The 18,124-nt window shown below is 57.6% G+C and carries 13 protein-coding genes and 1 tRNA gene; 4 read left to right on the top strand and 10 right to left on the bottom strand.

Annotated features, from left to right (window positions below; all coding sequences use genetic code 11):
• Window positions 1-5: 5 nt before the first annotated feature.
• From lon to PHQ58_RS13585, 7 genes are all read right to left on the bottom strand, one after another.
• Window positions 6-2,447, bottom strand: coding sequence for an endopeptidase La (gene lon, locus PHQ58_RS13555; protein ID WP_300111781.1), 2,442 nt, complete (start codon window positions 2,445-2,447; stop codon window positions 6-8).
• Between the two features lie 120 nt (window positions 2,448-2,567).
• Window positions 2,568-3,830 (bottom strand): ATP-dependent Clp protease ATP-binding subunit ClpX, encoded by a 1,263-nt coding sequence (clpX, locus tag PHQ58_RS13560; protein ID WP_300111783.1) that lies wholly within the window; start codon window positions 3,828-3,830, stop codon window positions 2,568-2,570.
• Window positions 3,831-3,835: 5 nt separating this feature from the next.
• The gene (clpP, locus tag PHQ58_RS13565; protein ID WP_300111880.1) at window positions 3,836-4,444 is read right to left on the bottom strand and encodes an ATP-dependent Clp endopeptidase proteolytic subunit ClpP; all 609 of its coding nucleotides are present in this window, start codon (window positions 4,442-4,444) and stop codon (window positions 3,836-3,838) included.
• 134 nt (window positions 4,445-4,578) lie between these two features.
• Window positions 4,579-5,889 (bottom strand): trigger factor, encoded by a 1,311-nt coding sequence (gene tig, locus PHQ58_RS13570; protein WP_300111784.1) that lies wholly within the window; start codon window positions 5,887-5,889, stop codon window positions 4,579-4,581.
• Between the two features lie 135 nt (window positions 5,890-6,024).
• Window positions 6,025-6,111: transfer RNA gene (locus PHQ58_RS13575), tRNA-Leu, on the bottom strand.
• A gap of 90 nt (window positions 6,112-6,201) precedes the next feature.
• On the bottom strand, window positions 6,202-9,360 hold the full coding sequence (locus PHQ58_RS13580) for an efflux RND transporter permease subunit (protein ID WP_300111785.1): 3,159 nt from the start codon (window positions 9,358-9,360) through the stop codon (window positions 6,202-6,204).
• A 7-nt stretch (window positions 9,361-9,367) separates the two neighbouring features.
• Window positions 9,368-10,552, bottom strand: coding sequence for an efflux RND transporter periplasmic adaptor subunit (locus PHQ58_RS13585; RefSeq protein WP_300111787.1), 1,185 nt, complete (start codon window positions 10,550-10,552; stop codon window positions 9,368-9,370).
• Window positions 10,553-10,615: 63 nt separating this feature from the next.
• Between PHQ58_RS13585 and hpnC the strand changes: the two genes are divergently transcribed.
• Window positions 10,616-11,476 (top strand): squalene synthase HpnC, encoded by an 861-nt coding sequence (hpnC, locus tag PHQ58_RS13590; RefSeq protein ID WP_300111789.1) that lies wholly within the window; start codon window positions 10,616-10,618, stop codon window positions 11,474-11,476.
• A gap of 44 nt (window positions 11,477-11,520) precedes the next feature.
• Here the strand turns inward: hpnC and PHQ58_RS13595 are convergent, their stop codons facing one another.
• Window positions 11,521-12,516: a quinone oxidoreductase gene (locus PHQ58_RS13595; RefSeq protein ID WP_300111790.1), complete on the bottom strand. Its 996-nt coding sequence runs from the start codon at window positions 12,514-12,516 to the stop codon at window positions 11,521-11,523.
• A gap of 227 nt (window positions 12,517-12,743) precedes the next feature.
• Between PHQ58_RS13595 and PHQ58_RS13600 the strand changes: the two genes are divergently transcribed.
• The 3 genes from PHQ58_RS13600 to PHQ58_RS13610 are packed head-to-tail and all read left to right on the top strand — an operon-like array spanning window position 12,744 to window position 16,959.
• Entirely contained in the window at window positions 12,744-13,772 is a 1,029-nt protein-coding gene (locus PHQ58_RS13600; protein ID WP_300111881.1) for a TRAP transporter substrate-binding protein, read from the top strand.
• Window positions 13,769-16,054, top strand: a complete 2,286-nt coding sequence (locus tag PHQ58_RS13605; RefSeq protein WP_300111791.1) for an EAL domain-containing protein — start codon at window positions 13,769-13,771, stop codon at window positions 16,052-16,054. The genes PHQ58_RS13600 and PHQ58_RS13605 overlap by 4 nt, the downstream gene beginning before the upstream one ends.
• On the top strand, window positions 16,039-16,959 hold the full coding sequence (locus PHQ58_RS13610) for a DMT family transporter (protein WP_300111792.1): 921 nt from the start codon (window positions 16,039-16,041) through the stop codon (window positions 16,957-16,959). The genes PHQ58_RS13605 and PHQ58_RS13610 overlap by 16 nt, the downstream gene beginning before the upstream one ends.
• Here PHQ58_RS13610 and PHQ58_RS13615 read toward each other — a convergent pair.
• Both PHQ58_RS13615 and PHQ58_RS13620 read right to left on the bottom strand, forming a co-directional pair.
• Window positions 16,913-17,839, bottom strand: a complete 927-nt coding sequence (locus tag PHQ58_RS13615; protein WP_300111794.1) for a hydrolase 2, exosortase A system-associated — start codon at window positions 17,837-17,839, stop codon at window positions 16,913-16,915. The genes PHQ58_RS13610 and PHQ58_RS13615 overlap by 47 nt on opposite strands.
• The gene (locus tag PHQ58_RS13620) at window positions 17,829-18,080 is read right to left on the bottom strand and encodes an acyl carrier protein (RefSeq protein ID WP_300111795.1); all 252 of its coding nucleotides are present in this window, start codon (window positions 18,078-18,080) and stop codon (window positions 17,829-17,831) included. The genes PHQ58_RS13615 and PHQ58_RS13620 overlap by 11 nt, the downstream gene beginning before the upstream one ends.
• Between the last annotated feature and the right edge of the window lie 44 nt (window positions 18,081-18,124).

Consider the following 18,124-nt stretch of genomic DNA (forward strand, 5'->3'; position numbering starts at 1 on the left):
ATTTATCAATGCTTGACCGAACCCAACAACTCCGGCGCAGCGATGGCCACCACCACCGGAGCAGCGGCGACCGGCTCATCATCAGGCAACGGGGTCGGCATGCGCTCAAGCGCTATTTCCAAGACCTTGTCAATCCAGCGCACTGGGACGATTTCAAGACCATTTTTCACATTTTCAGGGATGTCCTGAAGATCTTTGGCGTTTTCCTCCGGGATCAACACCGTCTTGATGCCGCCACGCAGCGCAGCCAACAATTTTTCCTTGAGCCCGCCAATAGCAGTCACTTCGCCACGCAATGTAATTTCGCCGGTCATGGCGACATCGCAGCGCACGGGAATCCCCGTCATGGCTGACACGAATGCTGTGGTCATGGCGGCACCTGCGCTTGGACCATCTTTGGGTGTCGCACCATCAGGCACGTGAATGTGGATGTCTCTTTTCTCAAAAAACTCATCCTTGATCCCAAGCATGCGAGAACGACTGCGCACCACGGTGCGGGCAGCTTCCACAGACTCTTTCATCACGTCACCCAAGGAACCGGTACGGGTGATCACGCCTTTGCCTGACATCATGGCGGCTTCAATGGTGAGCAAATCGCCGCCGACCTCGGTCCAGGCCAAGCCCACCACCTGGCCGACCTGGTTCTTCTTTTCGGCGCGACCATAGTCGTACTTGCGCACACCCAGAAAATCATTGAGGTTGTCACCTGCCACCTTGACCTGACCGGTCATCTTTTTCAGTTGCAAGCTCTTAACCACTTTGCGGCAGATCTTGGATATTTCGCGTTCAAGCGAACGGACACCCGCTTCACGCGTGTAATAACGCACGATATCGCGCACTGCTTCCTCGGTGACCAGCAACTCGCCCTCTTTGACACCATTATTTTTAAGTTGCTTGGGCAACAGGTATTTCAGTGCGATGTTGGTCTTTTCATCCTCGGTATAACCCGACAGGCGAATCACCTCCATGCGATCGAGCAAAGCCGGCGGGATGTTCATGGAATTCGATGTCGCCACAAACATAACGTCGCTCAGGTCAAAGTCCACTTCGACGTAATGGTCGCCAAACTTGTGGTTCTGCTCTGGATCCAACACTTCGAGCAAGGCGCTGGACGGGTCACCCCTGAAATCTGTGCCGAGCTTGTCAATTTCATCCAATAAGAACAAGGGGTTGCGCGTGCCAACCTTGGAAAGGCTTTGCAACACTTTGCCCGGCATGGCACCGATGTAAGTCCGGCGGTGGCCTCGAATTTCGGCCTCGTCGCGCATGCCGCCCAAGGCCATGCGAACGTACTTGCGCCCGGTCGCCTTCGCAATGGACTGACCCAGCGAAGTTTTACCCACACCCGGTGGGCCAACCAAGCACAAAATCGGCGCTTTCAGCTTGTCAACCCGTTGCTGAACTGCAAGGTATTCAAGAATGCGATCCTTGACCTTGTCAAGACCATAGTGGTCTTCGTTGAGCACCGCTTCGGCGTTTGCCAGGTCGTGCTTGATCTTGGTTTTGCCGGCCCACGGCAGGCCAGTCAGCACATCAATGTAAGTGCGCACCACGGTGGCTTCAGCCGACATGGGTGACATCAACTTGAGTTTCTTTAACTCAGCCTCTGCCTTTTTCAAAGCATCTTTGGGCATTTTGGCAGCCTTGATCTTCTTCTCGATCTCATCGATGTCAGCGCCATCCTCACCCTCACCCAGTTCTTTCTGGATCGCTTTGACTTGCTCATTCAAGTAAAAATCGCGCTGGTTTTTTTCCATTTGACGCTTCACGCGTCCGCGGATCTTCTTGTCGACATTCAAGATGTCGACCTCACGCTCAATCTGCTCAAATAGATTTTCCAGGCGATCCCGCACACCCGACAAATCAAGCACAGCCTGCTTGTTGTCCAACTTCAAGGGCAAATGCGCTGCGATGGTGTCCGCCAAGCGACCTGGGTCGTCGATGCTGGAAATCGAGGTCAGAATCTCAGGCGGGATTTTTTTGTTGAGCTTGACGTACTGATCAAACTGCTGCATCACCGCACGACGCAGCGCCTCGATTTCACTACTTTTGGCGCGCGACTTTGTTTCAGGCTCCACCACTGCCTCAACTGGCATGACAGTGGCAGTAAAGTGCAACTCACCGTCTTCGATGTGGGTGACGAGAGCGCGTTGCTGCCCTTCGACCAACACCTTGACCGTGCCATCAGGTAACTTGAGCATTTGAAGAATCGTCGACACACACCCCATGTCGAACATGTCCGACACGACGGGGTCGTCTTTGGCTGCCGCTTTTTGTGCCACCAGCATGATGCGACGGTCCGAGCCCATGGCCGCTTCAAGCGCCTTGATGCTTTTGGGACGGCCAACAAACAGCGGGATAACCATGTGTGGGAACACAACCACATCACGCAAAGGCAACAATGGCAAATCAAGCGCGGTAGCAGGCAGGGGAGTATGACCAGACATATAAAGTCCTCTTGTAACCAACTGAATGTGAAGCGGGGCTGCCGTTTTACAAGCAACAGCCCATTATCTGGCGTGTATTTAGCCTTAATTGAGGCAAAAAACCCTCAAAGGCAAACCAAATCAAGCTTTCTTGGCCACTTCGCGGTAAACCAGAAGTGGCGCCTTATTCTCTTCAATGGTGGACTCATCCACCACCACTTTTTCAACATTGGAGGTGTTGGGCAAGTCAAACATGGTGTCAATCAGCGCTTGTTCAAGAATAGAACGCAAACCGCGGGCGCCTGTTTTGCGTGCCAGCGCCTTTTTGGCAATGGCTTTCAACGCGTTCGGACGAATTTCCAGGTCAACGCCTTCCATTGACAACAGTTTGCTGTACTGCTTAACCAGCGCATTCTTCGGCTCGGTCAGAATTTGCACCAAGGTTTCTTCGCTAAGTTCGCCCAGCGTGGCCACCACGGGCATCCGGCCAACCAATTCAGGAATCAGGCCAAACTTGATCAAATCTTCAGGCTCAACTTCCTTGAACACTTCCGTCAGGTTGCGGTTTTGCTTACTTTTCACAGCAGCACCAAACCCGATACCAGAAGATTCGGTACGGCTGTCAATGACTTTTTCAAGGCCAGCGAACGCGCCACCACAGATAAACAGGATGTTGGTCGTGTCCACTTGGACAAAATCCTGGTTCGGGTGCTTGCGACCGCCTTGGGGCGGCACGCTGGCCATGGTGCCTTCAATCAGCTTGAGCAAGGCCTGCTGCACACCCTCACCCGACACATCGCGTGTGATGGACGGGTTGTCTGACTTGCGTGAAATTTTGTCAATTTCGTCAATGTAGACAATGCCGCGCTGCGCCCGTTCCACTTCGTAGTTGCAACTTTGCAGCAGCTTGAGCACGATGTTTTCAACGTCCTCCCCCACGTAACCGGCTTCGGTCAGGGTGGTGGCATCGGCCATCACAAAGGGCACGTCCAACATGCGTGCCAGTGTTTGCGCCAACAGCGTTTTGCCAGACCCGGTCGGGCCAATCAACAAAATATTGCTCTTGGAAAGCTCGACTTCGTCCTTGGTGGATTTTTCCTGGTGCCGCAAACGTTTGTAGTGGTTATAAACCGCCACTGCCAAAATACGCTTGGCCGGATCCTGCCCAATCACGTAATTGTCAAGGTTGGCTTTGATCTCAGCCGGTGTCGGCAACTCGCTTTTGCCGGCTGTTTCAGTCGTCGCTGGTAACTCGTCGCGAATGATCTCGTTGCACAACTCAATGCACTCATCACATACAAAGACTGAGGGACCGGCAATGAGCTTTTTGACTTCGTGCTGACTTTTTCCGCAAAACGAGCAATACAGTGTTTTCTCGCCAGCAGTGCCTTTTTTTTCGGCCATGAGAACTACACCCTTTTAGAAATAACCTGGTCAATCAGACCATATGCTTTGCACTCTTCAGCGGACATGTAATAGTCGCGCTCAGTGTCTCGCTCAATGCGTTCCAGGGGTTGCCCCGTGCACTCGGCCAGAATTTTGTTGAGTTGCTCGCGCGTTTTCAGGATTTCCCGTGCGGCAATTTCGATTTCGGTGGCTTGGCCCTGGCTGCCGCCTGAGGGTTGATGGATCATGATTTTTGCATTGGGCAGTGCAAAACGCTTGCCTTTTTCACCCGCTGCCAACAAGAAAGCACCCATGCTCGCGGCCATGCCAGTGCAAAGGGTTGACACTTTGGGTTTGATGAAGTTCATGGTGTCAAAAATAGCCATGCCCGCACTCACTGAGCCACCCGGCGAGTTGATGTAAAAAGAAATGTCCTTGTCAGGATTTTCACTTTCCAGGAACAACAATTGCGCCACCACAAGATTGGCTACATAGTCATTGACCGGACCGACCAAAAAAATCACCCGCTCTTTGAGCAGGCGTGAGTAAATGTCGTATGACCGTTCACCCCGGCCAGACTGCTCAATCACCATGGGCACCATGCCCAAACCCTGCGTTTCCATTGCATCCATCTGATATTTCATCTTGACTCCAAAAATCTTGCGCTACTGTAGCTAAAAAACATGGCCCCAAAACAAATGGGGCTTGACTGCGGGACTACAAGTCCTGCACAAGCCCCATTTCCACCGAAAAACGGTTAGAACGATCAGTTCTGTGCCATCAATTCATCAAAAGAAAGCGCTTTTTCGCTAACCTTGGCTTTGGACAGCACAAAGTCAGTCACATTGTTTTCCAACACAATGGCTTCAATTTCAGCCAGGCGGTTGTTGTCGCTCAGGTACCAACGCTCGACTTCAGTAGGCTTCTCATAGCTGGCAGCCAGTTCCTGAATGTGCGCCTTGATTTGATCCATAGTGGCTTGCAGGCTGTTGGCACGCACCAACTCGGCCACCACCAAACCCAAACGCACACGGCGCTCAGCCTGTGGCTTGAACACATCGTCGGGAATTGCGACCTTGTCAGCGTCCTTGATGCCGCGTTGCTTCAAATCAGCGCGCGCACCTTCAAGCAGACGGCCAATTTCGGCCTGTACGCTGGCGTTGGGCAAGTCCAGCTCAGCCTTGGACACCAATGCGTCCATGACTGCCGTCTTGTTGCGCGCCAGCAAACGGAACTTGACTTCGCGTTCCAGATTTTTCTTGATGTCAGCGTGCAAGCCTTCTACAGACGCTTCTTCAATACCGAGTGATTTAGCCAAGGCCTCGTCCACTTCAGGCAAGTGCGCTGCCTCAATTTTCTTGACGGTGACCATGAAATCGGCCGTTTTACCGGCGACGTCTTTGCCGTGGTAGTCAGCAGGAAACGCCAACGGAAAGGTCTTGCTCTCGCCAATCTTCATGCCACGCGTGGCTTCTTCAAATTCCTTGAGCATCTGGCCATCGCCCAAAATGAACTGGAAGTCGTCAGCCTTGCCACCGGCAAAAGTCTCGCCGTCGATCTTGCCTTCAAAGTCAACCGCGACACGGTCACTGTCCTGAGCAGCAGCATCGTGCGGACGTTGCGAAAACGTGCGGCGTTGCTTGCGCAAAATATCGACTGTTTTCTCAATGGCGGCGCCAGATACTTCCGTGGTCACTTTTTCGACTTCTGCGGTGCTCAGGTCGCCGATTTTGACTTCCGGGAAGACCTCAAACACGGCCTCGAATGTCAACTCGCCTTCGGGCGCGCCCTCTTTTTCATTGATTTTTGGCTGGCCGGCGACACGCAACTTGGCTTCGTTGGCGGCGTTAAAGAAGGCCTCACCAACTTTGTCATTCATGACCTCGTACTGCACGTTGTAGCCGTAGCGCTGTGACACCACGTTCATGGGTACTTTGCCTGGACGAAAACCATCCATCTTGACAGTGCGGGCAAGCTTCTTCAAACGTGCATTCACTTCCGACTGAATGGTGTCCACGGGCAAGCTCAGCGTCATTTTGCGTTCAAGCTTTTCAAGGGTTTCTACAGCAACTGCCATGGTTAATCTCCAAATTTAAATGTAAGGACAGCGCCGGTTGCCGAGCAACCCACAGCCATCCTGCAAATTCAACAAACAATAAATGCCGCGACGCCGCTGCAATGCTGCAGCGAACCGTCAGGCAAATTCTCATCATGGTGCGCGGGGCGGGACTCGAACCCGCACAGTATTGCTACCGTCAGGACCTAAACCTGGTGCGTCTACCAATTTCGCCACCCGCGCAAAAATCAACGGGGCGGTCATCACAACCACCCCCGGAATTAGGTCAACTTAGAATTTTAACCCGCCTGAGCGCCCTCACCGGCCAAGCACTCACTTGCTGGTCGATGTCACCCTGAACCAAGCGGCATACATCGCTGGCAGCGCCAACAGCGTCAAGACCGTTGCCACGATCAACCCGCCCATGATGGCCACGGCCATTGGCCCCCAGAAAACGGAGCGCGACAATGGAATCATGGCCAGCACGGCGGCAGCGGCGGTCAGCACAATCGGGCGCAGGCGGCGCACGGCAGACTCCACAATCGCCTCCCAGGCCAAGACACCTTTGGCACGGTCTTGCTCGATCTGGTCGATCAGAATCACCGAATTGCGCTGGATCATGCCCATCAAGGCAATCACCCCAAGCAGTGCGACAAAGCCAAACGGCCGGTTCAACAACAACAGCGCACCGGCCACCCCGGCAATGCCCAGCGGTCCAGTCAGAAACACCAACACGGCGCGGCTGAAGCTGTGCAATTGCAGCATCAGCAAAGTGAAGGTGATGAACAACATGACGGGAATGCCCGCCACGATGCTCGACGAGCCCTTGGCACTTTCGGCCACAGCTCCGGCCACTTCAATGCGGTAAGCACCCTGCCCGGCCTGCACCCAGGCGGCCTCCAGCTTTTTGAGCTCAGGCAACAGCTGGTTGGTGACGGTGGCGCCTTGCAGGCCTTCCACAATGTCGCTCTGCACCGTGATGGCGTAGTCACGGCCTTCGCGCCACATCACGCCCGGCTCCCAGGTGAACACCGGCTTGGCAATTTGCGTCAGCGGTATCGACTTGCCTGAGGCCGTGGGCAGGTAGGCGTTGGCGATGTCGGTGATGGCGTTGCGCTCGTCCAGCGGCTGGCGCAGCACAATGTCAATCAACTTGTCGGCCTCGCGGTACTGGCCCACGGTTGAGCCGTTCAGCATCGTCTTGGCGGCTTGCGCAATCACCTGGCTGGTGACACCGAGGGCGCGGGCTTTGGCCTGGTCAACCTCCAGGCGCATCACCTTGATGGACTCGTTCCAGTTGTCGTTCACGCCACGGGTGTTGGGACTTTGCCGCATCACCGCCTTGACCTCATCGGCGCGCTCACGCAACACCAGCGGGTCAAGCCCGATGACGCGAAACTGCACCGGGTACGGCACCGGCGGGCCATTGGCCAACAGCTTGGCACGACCGCGAACCTCTGGGAACTCTTGCGCCAACAAGCTTGGCAATCGGTGCAAAAGGGCTTGTCGGGTAGGCAAATCCTTGGGCAACACAATCAGCTGGGACACGTTGGTTTGCTGAAACACCTGCTCCAGCGGCAAATAAAAGCGCGGCACGCCCGAGCCAACCCACTGCGTGACCGAGACCACGCCAGGCTCCGCCATCAAGCGTGCCTCAACCCGTTTGGCCACCGCTTCTGTGGCGGCAAATGAGGTGCCTTCAGGCGACCACAACTCCACTGTGATCTCTGGGCGGCTCGAATCCGGAAAAAACTGCTGCTGCACTTGACCCATGCCGACAACCCCCAGCCCGAACAATGCCACGGTGACCCCAATGGTGATCCAGCGGTGCCTGATGCAGGCATTCACGGTGCGACGAAACCGGTTGTAAAACGCCGTGTCGTACATGTCGTGAGAGTTCGCCTGACCGGCCACCTGCATTTGCACATGGGGCGGCGCTTTCAGCAGACGGGTGCCCAGATAGGGCACAAAGTAAACCGACACGATCCAGCTTAAGCACAACGCAATCACCGTCACGGCAAAAATGGCAAACGTGTATTCGCCCGTGCTGCTCTTGGCAATGCCAATTGGCAAAAAGCCTGCCGCCGTGATCAGCGTGCCCGTCAGCATCGGCATGGCGGTGATCTCGTAGGCAAAGGTGGCGGCGCGCACCTTGTCATAGCCTTCTTCCATCTTGCGCACCATCATTTCCACGGCAATGATGGCGTCGTCAACCAACAGCCCGAGCGCAATGATGAGCGAGCCCAGCGAGATCTTGTGCAGCCCGATGCCCCAGTAGTTCATGGCCAGAAACGTCATTGCCAGCACCAGCGGAATGGTGATACCCACCACCAGGCCGGGGCGCATGTCGAGAGTCCAGCGCCGGTAGAAGGGGTGAACGCCGGGGCGCTTATGTAGCCCCAAGCTGATGAAACTCACTGCCAGCACAATCGCGACGGCCTCAATCAGCACCTTGACGAACTCGTTCACTGAGGTCGCCACCGACTTGGGCTGGTCCTGAATTTGCCCCAACGTGACACCGATGGGCAGGGCTTTTTCGATGTGCTGGGTGGCGGCGGTCAGGGCCTTGCCCAGGGCAATGATGTCGCCGCCTTTGGTCATGGAAACCCCCAGTGCAATCACCTCCTGGCCCTGGAAGCGTACTTTGACAGTGGGCGGATCGGCGAAGTCACGCTTGATGGTGGCAATGTCACCCAAGCGCAACTGGTTGGCCCCGGCACGAATCGGCATGGCGCGCAATTCGTCTACCGCCTTGAACTGGCCAGCCACCCGCACCTGCACCACGTCCAGCGGCGTTTGCACGGCACCGGCAGATTCCACCGCGTTTTGCTGACCCAAAGCGGTCAGCACGGCATTCATGTCAAGCCCAAGCTGCGCCAGGCGTTTTTGCGAGATCTCGACGAACAGCTTTTCATCCTGCACGCCGAACAGTTCCACCTTGGCCACGTCAGGCACGCGCAACAGATGCTGGCGCACCTCATCGGCAAAAGTTTTGGCCTCGGCATAACTGAAGCCCGGCGCTTGCAGGGCATAAATCACACCATACACATCACCAAAATCGTCGTTGAAAAAAGGCCCTTGCACCCCTTGAGGCAGCGTGCCACGCATGTCACCAATTTTCTTGCGCACCTGGTACCAGACGTTGGCCACCTCGCTGCCGCGGGATGAATCCTTGATCTGAAAAATGATTTGCGACTCGCCCGGCTTGGAATAGCTGCGGATTTTGTCGGCGTAGGGCACCTCTTGCAGCGTGCGCTCCAGCTTGTCGGTGACCTGTTCGGCCATCTGCTGGGCGGTAGCCCCAGGCCAATAAGCACGCACCACCATGGCGCGAAAAGTAAACGGCGGATCCTCGTCCTGGCCCAACTGAAAGTAACTCGCGGTGCCCAGCACCATCAGCACAATCATCAAAAAACGCGTCAACGGCGCATGCTCAATGGCCCAGCGCGACAAGTTAAATCCCTGCTCAGGGTGCAAGTGGTTTTCGCTCATGGCTGGCTCACTTGGCAGGAGCTGATGGCACCAAAGCTGGCGTCTTGAATGCTACGTTTCCCGGAGCTGTCTGCGCTTTACTGGTGAGGGCTACAGGCTTATTTTCTACATAAATAGTGATTTTTTGACCAGGTGCCAGCACATGCACCCCCGCCACCACCACCTGCATGCCCGGTTGCAGTCCGCCCACCACCACGACGTCGTTGCCATCGGCTGTGGCAATTTGCACCACTTGCGAATTAACCGTCATGCTGGCCGTGTCCACCACCCACACGGCAGTGGCCTGGCCTTGCTGGCGCAGCGCGCTGGTGGGCAACTTGATGACTGGCACACCGGTGTGTTGCAGCGCGCCTGGCAGCACCGACACCGTGCTGCCCAGAGGCAAATCATCTTTGGCCAGCAACGCCACCTTGACCGCAAAAGTGCGGGTGATGGGGTCGGCACTGGCAGCTACTTCGCGCACCTCACCCTTCAGAGTGCCGGGCACCGACCAGACACGCACCTGGGCGTCAGAGCCCAGCTTGACCCCTGCCACCTTGTCCTCGGGCACGGCAAACACCACATCGCGCGCACCATCCTGGGCGATCTGCAGCACGGGTGCGCCCGCAGCCAGCACCTGACCCGGCTCAGCCAAGACCGCCGTGACGACACCCGACACGTCGGCGCGCAAGGCTGCGTAATCGGCCTGATTGCCTTGGGCGCGCAACTGCGCCTGCGCTTGGTCGAGCTGCGCTTGCGCGGCCTGAAGCACCGCGTCGCGCCGTTCCAATTCCGCGCCGCTGATGAAGTTCTGCTCCTTCAAGGCCTGATAACGCTTGAAATCAGCCGCGGCCAGATCACGGTTGGTGCGCGCCGCCGCTGTTTGGGCGCGCGACGCATCGGCGGCCAATTTGAGATCTTGCGGATCAAGCTGCGCCAGCAATTGCCCCGCCTTCACGTGCTGCCCGGCCTCCACCGGCCGCGCCAGAAGTTTGCCGCCGACCCGAAAACCCAGGCGCGATTCAACCCGCGCCTTGACTTCACCAGCATATTCAAGCGTGCTTTGCGTGGCCTGCAAGCCCACCGTGACCACCTTGACGGCACGTATGGGCTCCTCTGGCGGCGCCGGTTTGCTGCAGGCTGTCAGCCACAGGGCTGCCGCTATAGTTGCCGCCAAGCGGTTTGACCGCAGACACAAAACAAGTGAATTCATGAGCGTGAACTTTCAGACAAACCAAATTAATGACCAATGGGTTATTAATTCTAATTATTTTTTATGACCCTGAGCACCCCACCGATTGCCCATTACGAAAATTTCCCGGTCGCTTCCTTTTTGTGCCCGCCACACCTGCGCCCAGCCATTGTGGCCATTTACCACTTTGCCCGCACCGCCGATGACTTGGCCGACGAAGGCGAGGCAGCCCCGGCCGAACGACTGGCCGACTTGGAACGCTACCGCGCCGGTCTGTGTGCAGCAGCTGCTGGCCAGACCGACAGCGGTGCCTGGCCGCAGGTGTTTGTCCCGCTGGCGGCGGTAATTCATGCCTTTGCGCTGCCCCTGCCGCTGCTGACGGACCTGCTGGACGCTTTTGAGCAGGACATTCGCTTCACCGCAGCGGGGCGCCGTTATGCCAATGACGCAGAGCTGCTGGACTATTGCAGTCGCTCTGCCAACCCGGTCGGGCGTTTGTTGTTGCACCTGTATGGCATCACCGACGAGCTGTCTCTGCACCAAAGCGATCAGGTGTGCAGCGCCTTGCAACTCATCAACTTCTGGCAAGACGTGAGTGTGGACGTGGCCCGAGGCCGCTGGTACCCCAGCCTGCAGGCCATGGCCCAATTGGGTGTCACCGATGCCGATTTGCAGCCCGCCAGCCAATCAAAAAATGCTTCAGATTTAATAGCTTTTTACGCAAGAAAGTCAAGGGCTACGATGCTAAAAGGCTCGCAACTTGTGCACAGCATGCCAGGACGAGCCGGGTGGGAGCTTCGGCTGGTGGTGCAAGGTGGTTTAAGGATTCTCGACAAAATCGAGGCGCTGGACTTTGCCACCTGGCGCACCCGCCCCAAGCTGAACACCTGGGACGTGGCAGTGATGCTTTGGCGGGCGCTGTGGATGAGAAAAAGTCCACCATGACGTCCATGTCTTGTTTTCCGACATGGACTGCGCTGCTCTGAACGTTAGAGCGTCAGCACCGTGCAACCGGTGGTCTTGCGCGCTTCCAGGTCGCGGTGTGCCTGCTGCACGTCTTCAAGCCTGTAGCGCTGGTCAATGTGAATCTTGACCTTGCCACTGGTCACTGCCTCAAACAAATCGTCCGCCATGACCTGGGTGCTTTCGCGCGTGGCAATGTGCGTGAACAGGGTTTGCCGGGTCACATAGAGTGAGCCTTTGGGGCCGAGGATGCCGGGGGCAAATGGCGCCACCGGGCCTGAGGCATTGCCAAAGCTGGCCATCAGGCCAAAGGGCGCCAGACAGTCCAGCGACTTGTCCCAGGTGTCCTTACCCACGGAGTCATAGACAGCCTTGACGCCTCGGCCACCGGTGATTTCCTTCACGCGAAGCAAAAAGTCTTCAGTAGCGTAATTAATAGCAAACTCTGCACCGTTATCAATGGCTAGTGCACATTTTTTATCCGAGCCCGCAGTACCAATCAGGCGCAAACCCAGCGCGCGTGCCCACTGGCAGGCGATCAGGCCCACACCCCCGGCAGCGGCATGAAACAACACAAAGTCGCCTGGATTCAGGCCGCCTTGTGGCAGCGTGCGTTTGAGCAAATACTGCGCCGTCAGACCCTTGAGCATCATCGCCGCGCCAGTCTCGAAACTGATAGCGTCGGGTAGTTGACACACGCATTTGGCGGGCATCACCCGCAGTTCACAGTAGCTTCCCGGCGGCTGACTGGCGTAGGCCGCACGGTCGCCCACACGCAAGTGCATCACGCCCGCACCCACGGCTTCGACCACACCTGCAGCCTCCATGCCCAGTTGCTGCGGCAAGCTCATGGGGTACAAGCCACTGCGCTGGTACACGTCTATGAAGTTCAGGCCGACGGCATGGTGACGGATGCGAATCTCGCCCGGGCCAGGTTCACCCACGGTCACATTCACCAATTTGAGTTGCTCTGGACCGCCGTGCTGGTCAATGCGAATGGCGCGCGAGGTGGGTTCAGTCATGGGTTTATCCTTATCAAGAAAATGGAATGTTGCCATGAAAATCAGACCTGCGCAGTTCGCCTAGATCACTCTGAAAGAAATCACAAGGTCCTTTTTAACGCTTGTCTGGCGATCCTTGCGTATGCTGCCAAAATGTCGATTGCACTTTTGTACCGTTGCCAACCTTGTTTTCATCCCTCTTCACATCCCCGCAGACTCATTGTTGTCGACTGGCTTGGCTACTCGGCCTGCTGCTGGCCGCTGCAGGCGTCCACGCCCAAATCCCCAACACCCCCGCCGCATTGCACTTGCGCATTGTGGGTGGCCTGGCCGGGCTTAACCAGTACACCCGCAACGAAGAACCGTTCTGGAGCCGTGAACTGGTGCGCCTGAGCGGCGGCAAATACAGCGCTGAGATCGTGCCATTTGACCGTGCCGGCGTGCCAGGCGGCGACATGCTGCGCTTGTTGCAACTCGGGGTGATGCCATTCGGCACCACACTCATCAGCGCCCTGGCGCAGCAATCTCCGCAATACGCGGGCATCGATTTGGCCGGACTCAACCCCAACATGACCGCGCTGAAGAAAAACGTGGCGGCGTTTCGCCCTTTTCTGGAAAAAGAGCTGCGCCAGCGCCACAACGTTGAAATGCTGGCGCTCTACGTGTACCCGGCCCAGGTGATTTTTTGCAATCGGCCGTTCAGCGGACTGGCAGACCTGGCTGGACGGCACGTGCGGGTGTCATCCAGCACCCAAGCTGACTTCATTGCCGCGCTCGGCGCCATTCCCGTGGCCACCGGCTTTGCCCAGATCATTGCCAACATGCGCTCAGGCAACACCGACTGCGCGATCACCGGCACCATGTCAGGCCACACGCTGGGGCTGCACCAAGTCACCAGCCATGTTCACAGCATGCCCATCACCTGGGGACTGGCGGTTTTTGGGGCCAACAAAACCGCCTGGGACGCCTTGCCTCCTGACCTGAAAGCCCTGCTCCGCCGCGAATTACCCAAATTAGAAACTGCGATATGGGTTGAAAGTGAGCGCGAATCTTCCGAAGGTCTAGCGTGCAACACCGGCAGTTCACCGTGCAAAGATGCCGTCCGGGGCGAGCTGCTTCAAGTGCCCGCTACGGCCAAGGACGAGCGCCTGCGCCAGCAGGTCTTTGACGCCGTGGTGTTGCCGCGCTGGCTGGCACGCTGCGGCACCGCGTGTACTGATATCTGGCGCCAAACCATCGGCGCCCACCTGACTACCGCCGTGCCACAAAAGCCATGAGCTATACCGGCATCAAGCGCATTCACCTGACCGTGTGGGGCGTGGCAGTGGCATTTTTGCTGGCCATTGCGACAGCCGCTGGCAGCTTGATCTGGAAGCAGCAGCAGGATGCGCTGAGCAACAGCACCTTGCAGGCTGAGCGCTTTGTCAACGGTGCCGTGGCCGCTTTGAACCGCACGCTGCTGGGCATGGACGTGTTGCTGGCCAGCCTGGAAGAATCCCTTGCGCTGAACGAGCAACACCTCGACACGCTGGACGCGCCAGCCGCCAGCCGGGTGCTGCGCACCATCGTTGGGCGAAACCTGGCGCTGCGCCGCCTGATGTTGCTTGATGAGCGATCACATGTACTGGCCTCGTCTGATCTGATTGAAATCACCGCGCTGGAAATCCCCCCTGACTTCATCGCCAGGGTGTTGGCGCCACAAGTGTCCAACCTCATCATCAGCCAACCGGTTCGCCAAAACAGCAGCGCCGAACAGGTGTTGTTTTTGGCGCGACATTTGAAACTGGCTGATGGCTCAAAGGTGGTGGCACTGGCCGAGGTGCTGGTGATGCAATTCAACACCATCATGGTTCAAGGTGCAGACATCAGCGGCCTGGAGGTCACGCTGGAGCGCAGCGACGGGCACCTGCTGGCGGGGCTTCCGGTACAGGACCAACTGCTGGGCACCCGTCTACCCGCCCCGATGCCAAAAGGTTACGTGAATGCACAGCAGCGCCCGGCGCGGCTCACGGCGCAGCCTGCCATCGTCAGCGCCCAATCCATTCTGTATGACAGCGTGCTGATTGCCGCCAGCATTCCCCTTGACGCCGCACTGACCCAGTGGCGTGCCGAACGCAACTTCATCCTGGTGGTGGCTGCCACTTTTGCTGCCATGGTGCTGGCCGCAGGGGGCCTGTCAAGCTGGTACCTGGCGCGCATGGCACAAGCGCGCAAAACCATCAAACAATCTAAAGCCGAAATTGAACAACTGGCTTTTTATGACCATTTGACCAACCTGCCCAATCGGCTGCTTTTGATGGAGCGCATCAACCATGCGCTGAGCAACAACCAGCGCAACAAAAGTTACGGCGTGCTGCTGTTTCTTGACCTGGACAACTTCAAAAGCCTCAACGACACCCGGGGCCACGATGTGGGCGACCTGCTGCTCAAGCAAGTTGCCAGGCGGCTCAAATCCAGCGTACGTGCCCACGACACGGTGGCCCGTTTGGGGGGCGACGAATTTGTCATCCTGCTTGAAGACCTGTCCACCCAGCCGCTGGAGGCCGCTGAACTGGCCAGACGCATCGTCAACAATCTACTGGCTGCGCTCGGTCAGCCCTATGTGTTTGCCGGACAAACTCACAAAAGCAGCGCCAGTGTGGGCGCCACGTTGTTTGGCGCCGATACCGGCAGCGCCTCCGACCTGCTCAAGCAGGCAGACATTGCCATGTACAAAGTCAAGGACCGTGGCCGCAACGACTTGTGCTTTTTTGACCCCAAGATGCAAGCCGACATCTCAGCCCACGCGGCGCTTGAGGCTGACTTGCAAACTGCCGTATTGAAACGCCAGTTTGTGCTGTACTACCAGCCCCAGGTGGCGCTGGCAACTGGGGTGATCGGCGCTGAGGTGCTGATCCGTTGGCAGCACCCCACGCGTGGCATGGTGCCGCCGTTTGAGTTCATTCCGGTGGCCGAAGAAAGCGACCTCATCAACCAGATTGGCCTGTGGGTCTTGCAGACTGCTTGCCAGCAACTCAAGGTCTGGCAACAGTACAAGGCCACGGCAGGCTTGCAACTGGCGGTGAACGTGAGTGCACGGCAGTTCAGGCAACACGACTTTGTCGCCCTGGTGCAACGCGTCATTGCAACTACCGGTGTGGCGCCGCAAGGCCTAAAGCTTGAGTTAACCGAGTCCCTGGTGCTCGACAACGTGGATGACACCATTGCCAAAATGACGGCGCTCAAAGCCCTGGGCGTGCGTTTCTCCATGGATGACTTCGGTACCGGACAGTCCTCGCTGAGTTACCTGACGCGCCTGCCATTGGATCAGCTCAAGATTGACCAGTCGTTTGTGCGCAACATCGGCATCAAGACCAGCGATGGCGTGATCGTCCAAACCATCATTGGCATGGCGGGCAATCTCGGGCTGGAGGTGATTGCTGAAGGCGTTGAAACCACCGAGCAACAGGCTTTTCTCGCCGAACATGGCTGCACGCTCTACCAGGGCTACCTGTTTGGCAAACCTGGCCCATTAGCCAACTTCGAGGTGCTGCTCAACAGCCCATGGCCCCCTGCGTGACACATCCAAAAATTACCCCCAAGACCGCTTTTTTGCTGACGCTGCCGCCGCTGCTCTGGGCCGGCAACGCCGTGGTGGGCCGCATGATGGCCCCCCTGGTGTCCCCCATGACGCTCAACCTGCTGCGCTGGGCCATTGCCTTTGCCCTGCTGCTTCCCCTGGCCGCGCCAGTGTTGCGCCGCGGCAGTGCCTTGTGGCCCAGTTGGCAGCGCTTTGCCGGGCTGTCCTTGCTGGCCATTGGTGGCTACAACGCACTGCTGTACCTGTCGCTCAATACCTCAACCCCTATCAACGTGACCTTGGTCGGCTCGATTACCCCGGTCTGGATGTTGCTGATTGGTCGGGTGTTTTTTGGCATGCGCGTCTCGGGCAAGCAATGGATTGGGGCGGTCATGTCGATCGCCGGGGTGATGGTGGTGCTGAGCCGAGGCGAGTTCGAACTGCTGATGCAGGTGCGTCTGGTGGCTGGCGACCTCTACATGCTGCTGGCCTCGGCCGCGTGGGCCTACTACAGTTGGATGCTGGTGCACCCGACCACCGAACCAACCGACATCCGGCGCGACTGGTCGGCATTTTTGCTGGCCCAAATCGCGTTTGGTCTGGTCTGGGCAAGCCTGTTCGCAGGCACCGAGTGGGCGCTGGGGATGGGCCGACTGCATTTGAGTTGGCCTCTGGCTGCGGCCCTGCTGTTTGTGGCCCTTGGCCCAGCGGTGCTGGCCTATCGCTCCTGGGGCGCGGGTGTGTCGCGCGCCGGGCCACAAGTGGCAGGTTTTTTCATCAACCTGACCCCGCTATTTACCGCTGTGCTGTCCAGCGCATTTTTGGGCGAGGTGCCACACATCTACCACGCGTTGGCTTTCATTCTGATTGTGGGTGGCATTGCGGTGTCGTCGTCACGGCGCTGAGGGTGGCTTGGATCAAGGCCGGGGCGTCTTCGATTTCGGTTGTTTGCCAAAACGCTGGCCCCGGCACCAACTGGGTGGCCACCTGAAAGCCCGCCTGCTGCCACGGCGTCAGAATATGGGTGGCAACCGAGCTCAGATTGGCATCTTGCCGGGGGCTGAGTTCAAACCATGCCACCTGCGGCGCCGGAAAGGTGCCCACAGTGGCAGGTGGCACCAGCAGGGCCTGCTCCAAGCCATTGGCCAGACCGGGCGCCAGCATGTAGCCCGCAATTTCAACCGATTCGCCATTTGCCAATTGTTGACGCATGGTCTGCATCACACCCTTGGCCTGCCCGCCCATCAGGTCACCGGCCACCTTCAAACGCAAAAACTGCTGCACCAGCAGCTTGCCAGCCGCAGGTGGCTGCCAGAACAGAAAGTTGCAGAGCTCGCCCAGTTGCCTGGCCGCTTCGGCTGCCAGCAAACAACCCGCGCGCAGGCCCCACAGCCACAAGGGTGGCTGGGCCTGAATGTTATTCCCTGCTGTGACGAACTCGATCTGGCCTCTGGTGCGCTCACGCAACCATTGGCAACCCAGCAGCACATCGTCCACCCAGCTCTGCCAGGTGGCGTCACCAAAATCACCCGAACTGTCGCCACAACCGTGCAGGTCGATTTGCAGCACCGCAAATCCAGCCTGCGCCAGCGCAACAGACTGCAGCGCCGCCATGCGGCGGGCTTTGTTCATTTCTTCGGCAAAAGGGTGGATATAGAGCACCAAACCACGTGGGCTGGCGTCTTGGGCAGTGTGGTAAATGCAAAACCGTTGCCCACCTGCGGCAGTTTTGGCAGGTAGAAAAAACACCTCGGGCGGAACCACCTTCACTGGGTCAGCTGGCAAGTTTGTTGCTGACAAAATCGGTCAGGGAGCCAAACGTGGCAAAGGTGGCGCCACCGATGTCATCGTCGTCCACCACCAGGCCCAGTTGATCTTCCAGCGTGGTGATCAAGGTGACCACCGCCATCGAATCCAGCTCAGGAATCGCCCCAAGCAAGGGGGTGTCATGGGTAAACGCCGCACTGCGGCCGTTCAAACTTAACACGTCGTCAAGGATTCGACGCACTTCTTTGGTGATGTCCAATGCAAACTCCATTTGGGGCAGGTTGCCCGGGTCGAGCGATTTTA

The organism is Rhodoferax sp., assembly GCF_028688795.1.
Classification (GTDB): Bacteria; Pseudomonadota; Gammaproteobacteria; order Burkholderiales; family Burkholderiaceae_C; genus Rhodoferax.

What these genes read in the sequence shown, in the direction of transcription:
- hpnC (WP_300111789.1), top strand. Translation starts at nt 10,616, where the DNA reads ATGACCCTGAGCACCCCACCGATTGCCCATTACGAAAATTTCCCGGTC.
- lon (WP_300111781.1), bottom strand. Translation starts at nt 2,447, where the DNA reads ATGTCTGGTCATACTCCCCTGCCTGCTACCGCGCTTGATTTGCCATTG.
- clpX (WP_300111783.1), bottom strand. Translation starts at nt 3,830, where the DNA reads ATGGCCGAAAAAAAAGGCACTGCTGGCGAGAAAACACTGTATTGCTCG.
- clpP (WP_300111880.1), bottom strand. Translation starts at nt 4,444, where the DNA reads ATGGATGCAATGGAAACGCAGGGTTTGGGCATGGTGCCCATGGTGATT.
- PHQ58_RS13605 (WP_300111791.1), top strand. Translation starts at nt 13,769, where the DNA reads ATGAGCTATACCGGCATCAAGCGCATTCACCTGACCGTGTGGGGCGTG.
- PHQ58_RS13585 (WP_300111787.1), bottom strand. Translation starts at nt 10,552, where the DNA reads ATGAATTCACTTGTTTTGTGTCTGCGGTCAAACCGCTTGGCGGCAACT.
- PHQ58_RS13595 (WP_300111790.1), bottom strand. Translation starts at nt 12,516, where the DNA reads ATGACTGAACCCACCTCGCGCGCCATTCGCATTGACCAGCACGGCGGT.
- tig (WP_300111784.1), bottom strand. Translation starts at nt 5,889, where the DNA reads ATGGCAGTTGCTGTAGAAACCCTTGAAAAGCTTGAACGCAAAATGACG.
- PHQ58_RS13580 (WP_300111785.1), bottom strand. Translation starts at nt 9,360, where the DNA reads ATGAGCGAAAACCACTTGCACCCTGAGCAGGGATTTAACTTGTCGCGC.
- PHQ58_RS13610 (WP_300111792.1), top strand. Translation starts at nt 16,039, where the DNA reads ATGGCCCCCTGCGTGACACATCCAAAAATTACCCCCAAGACCGCTTTT.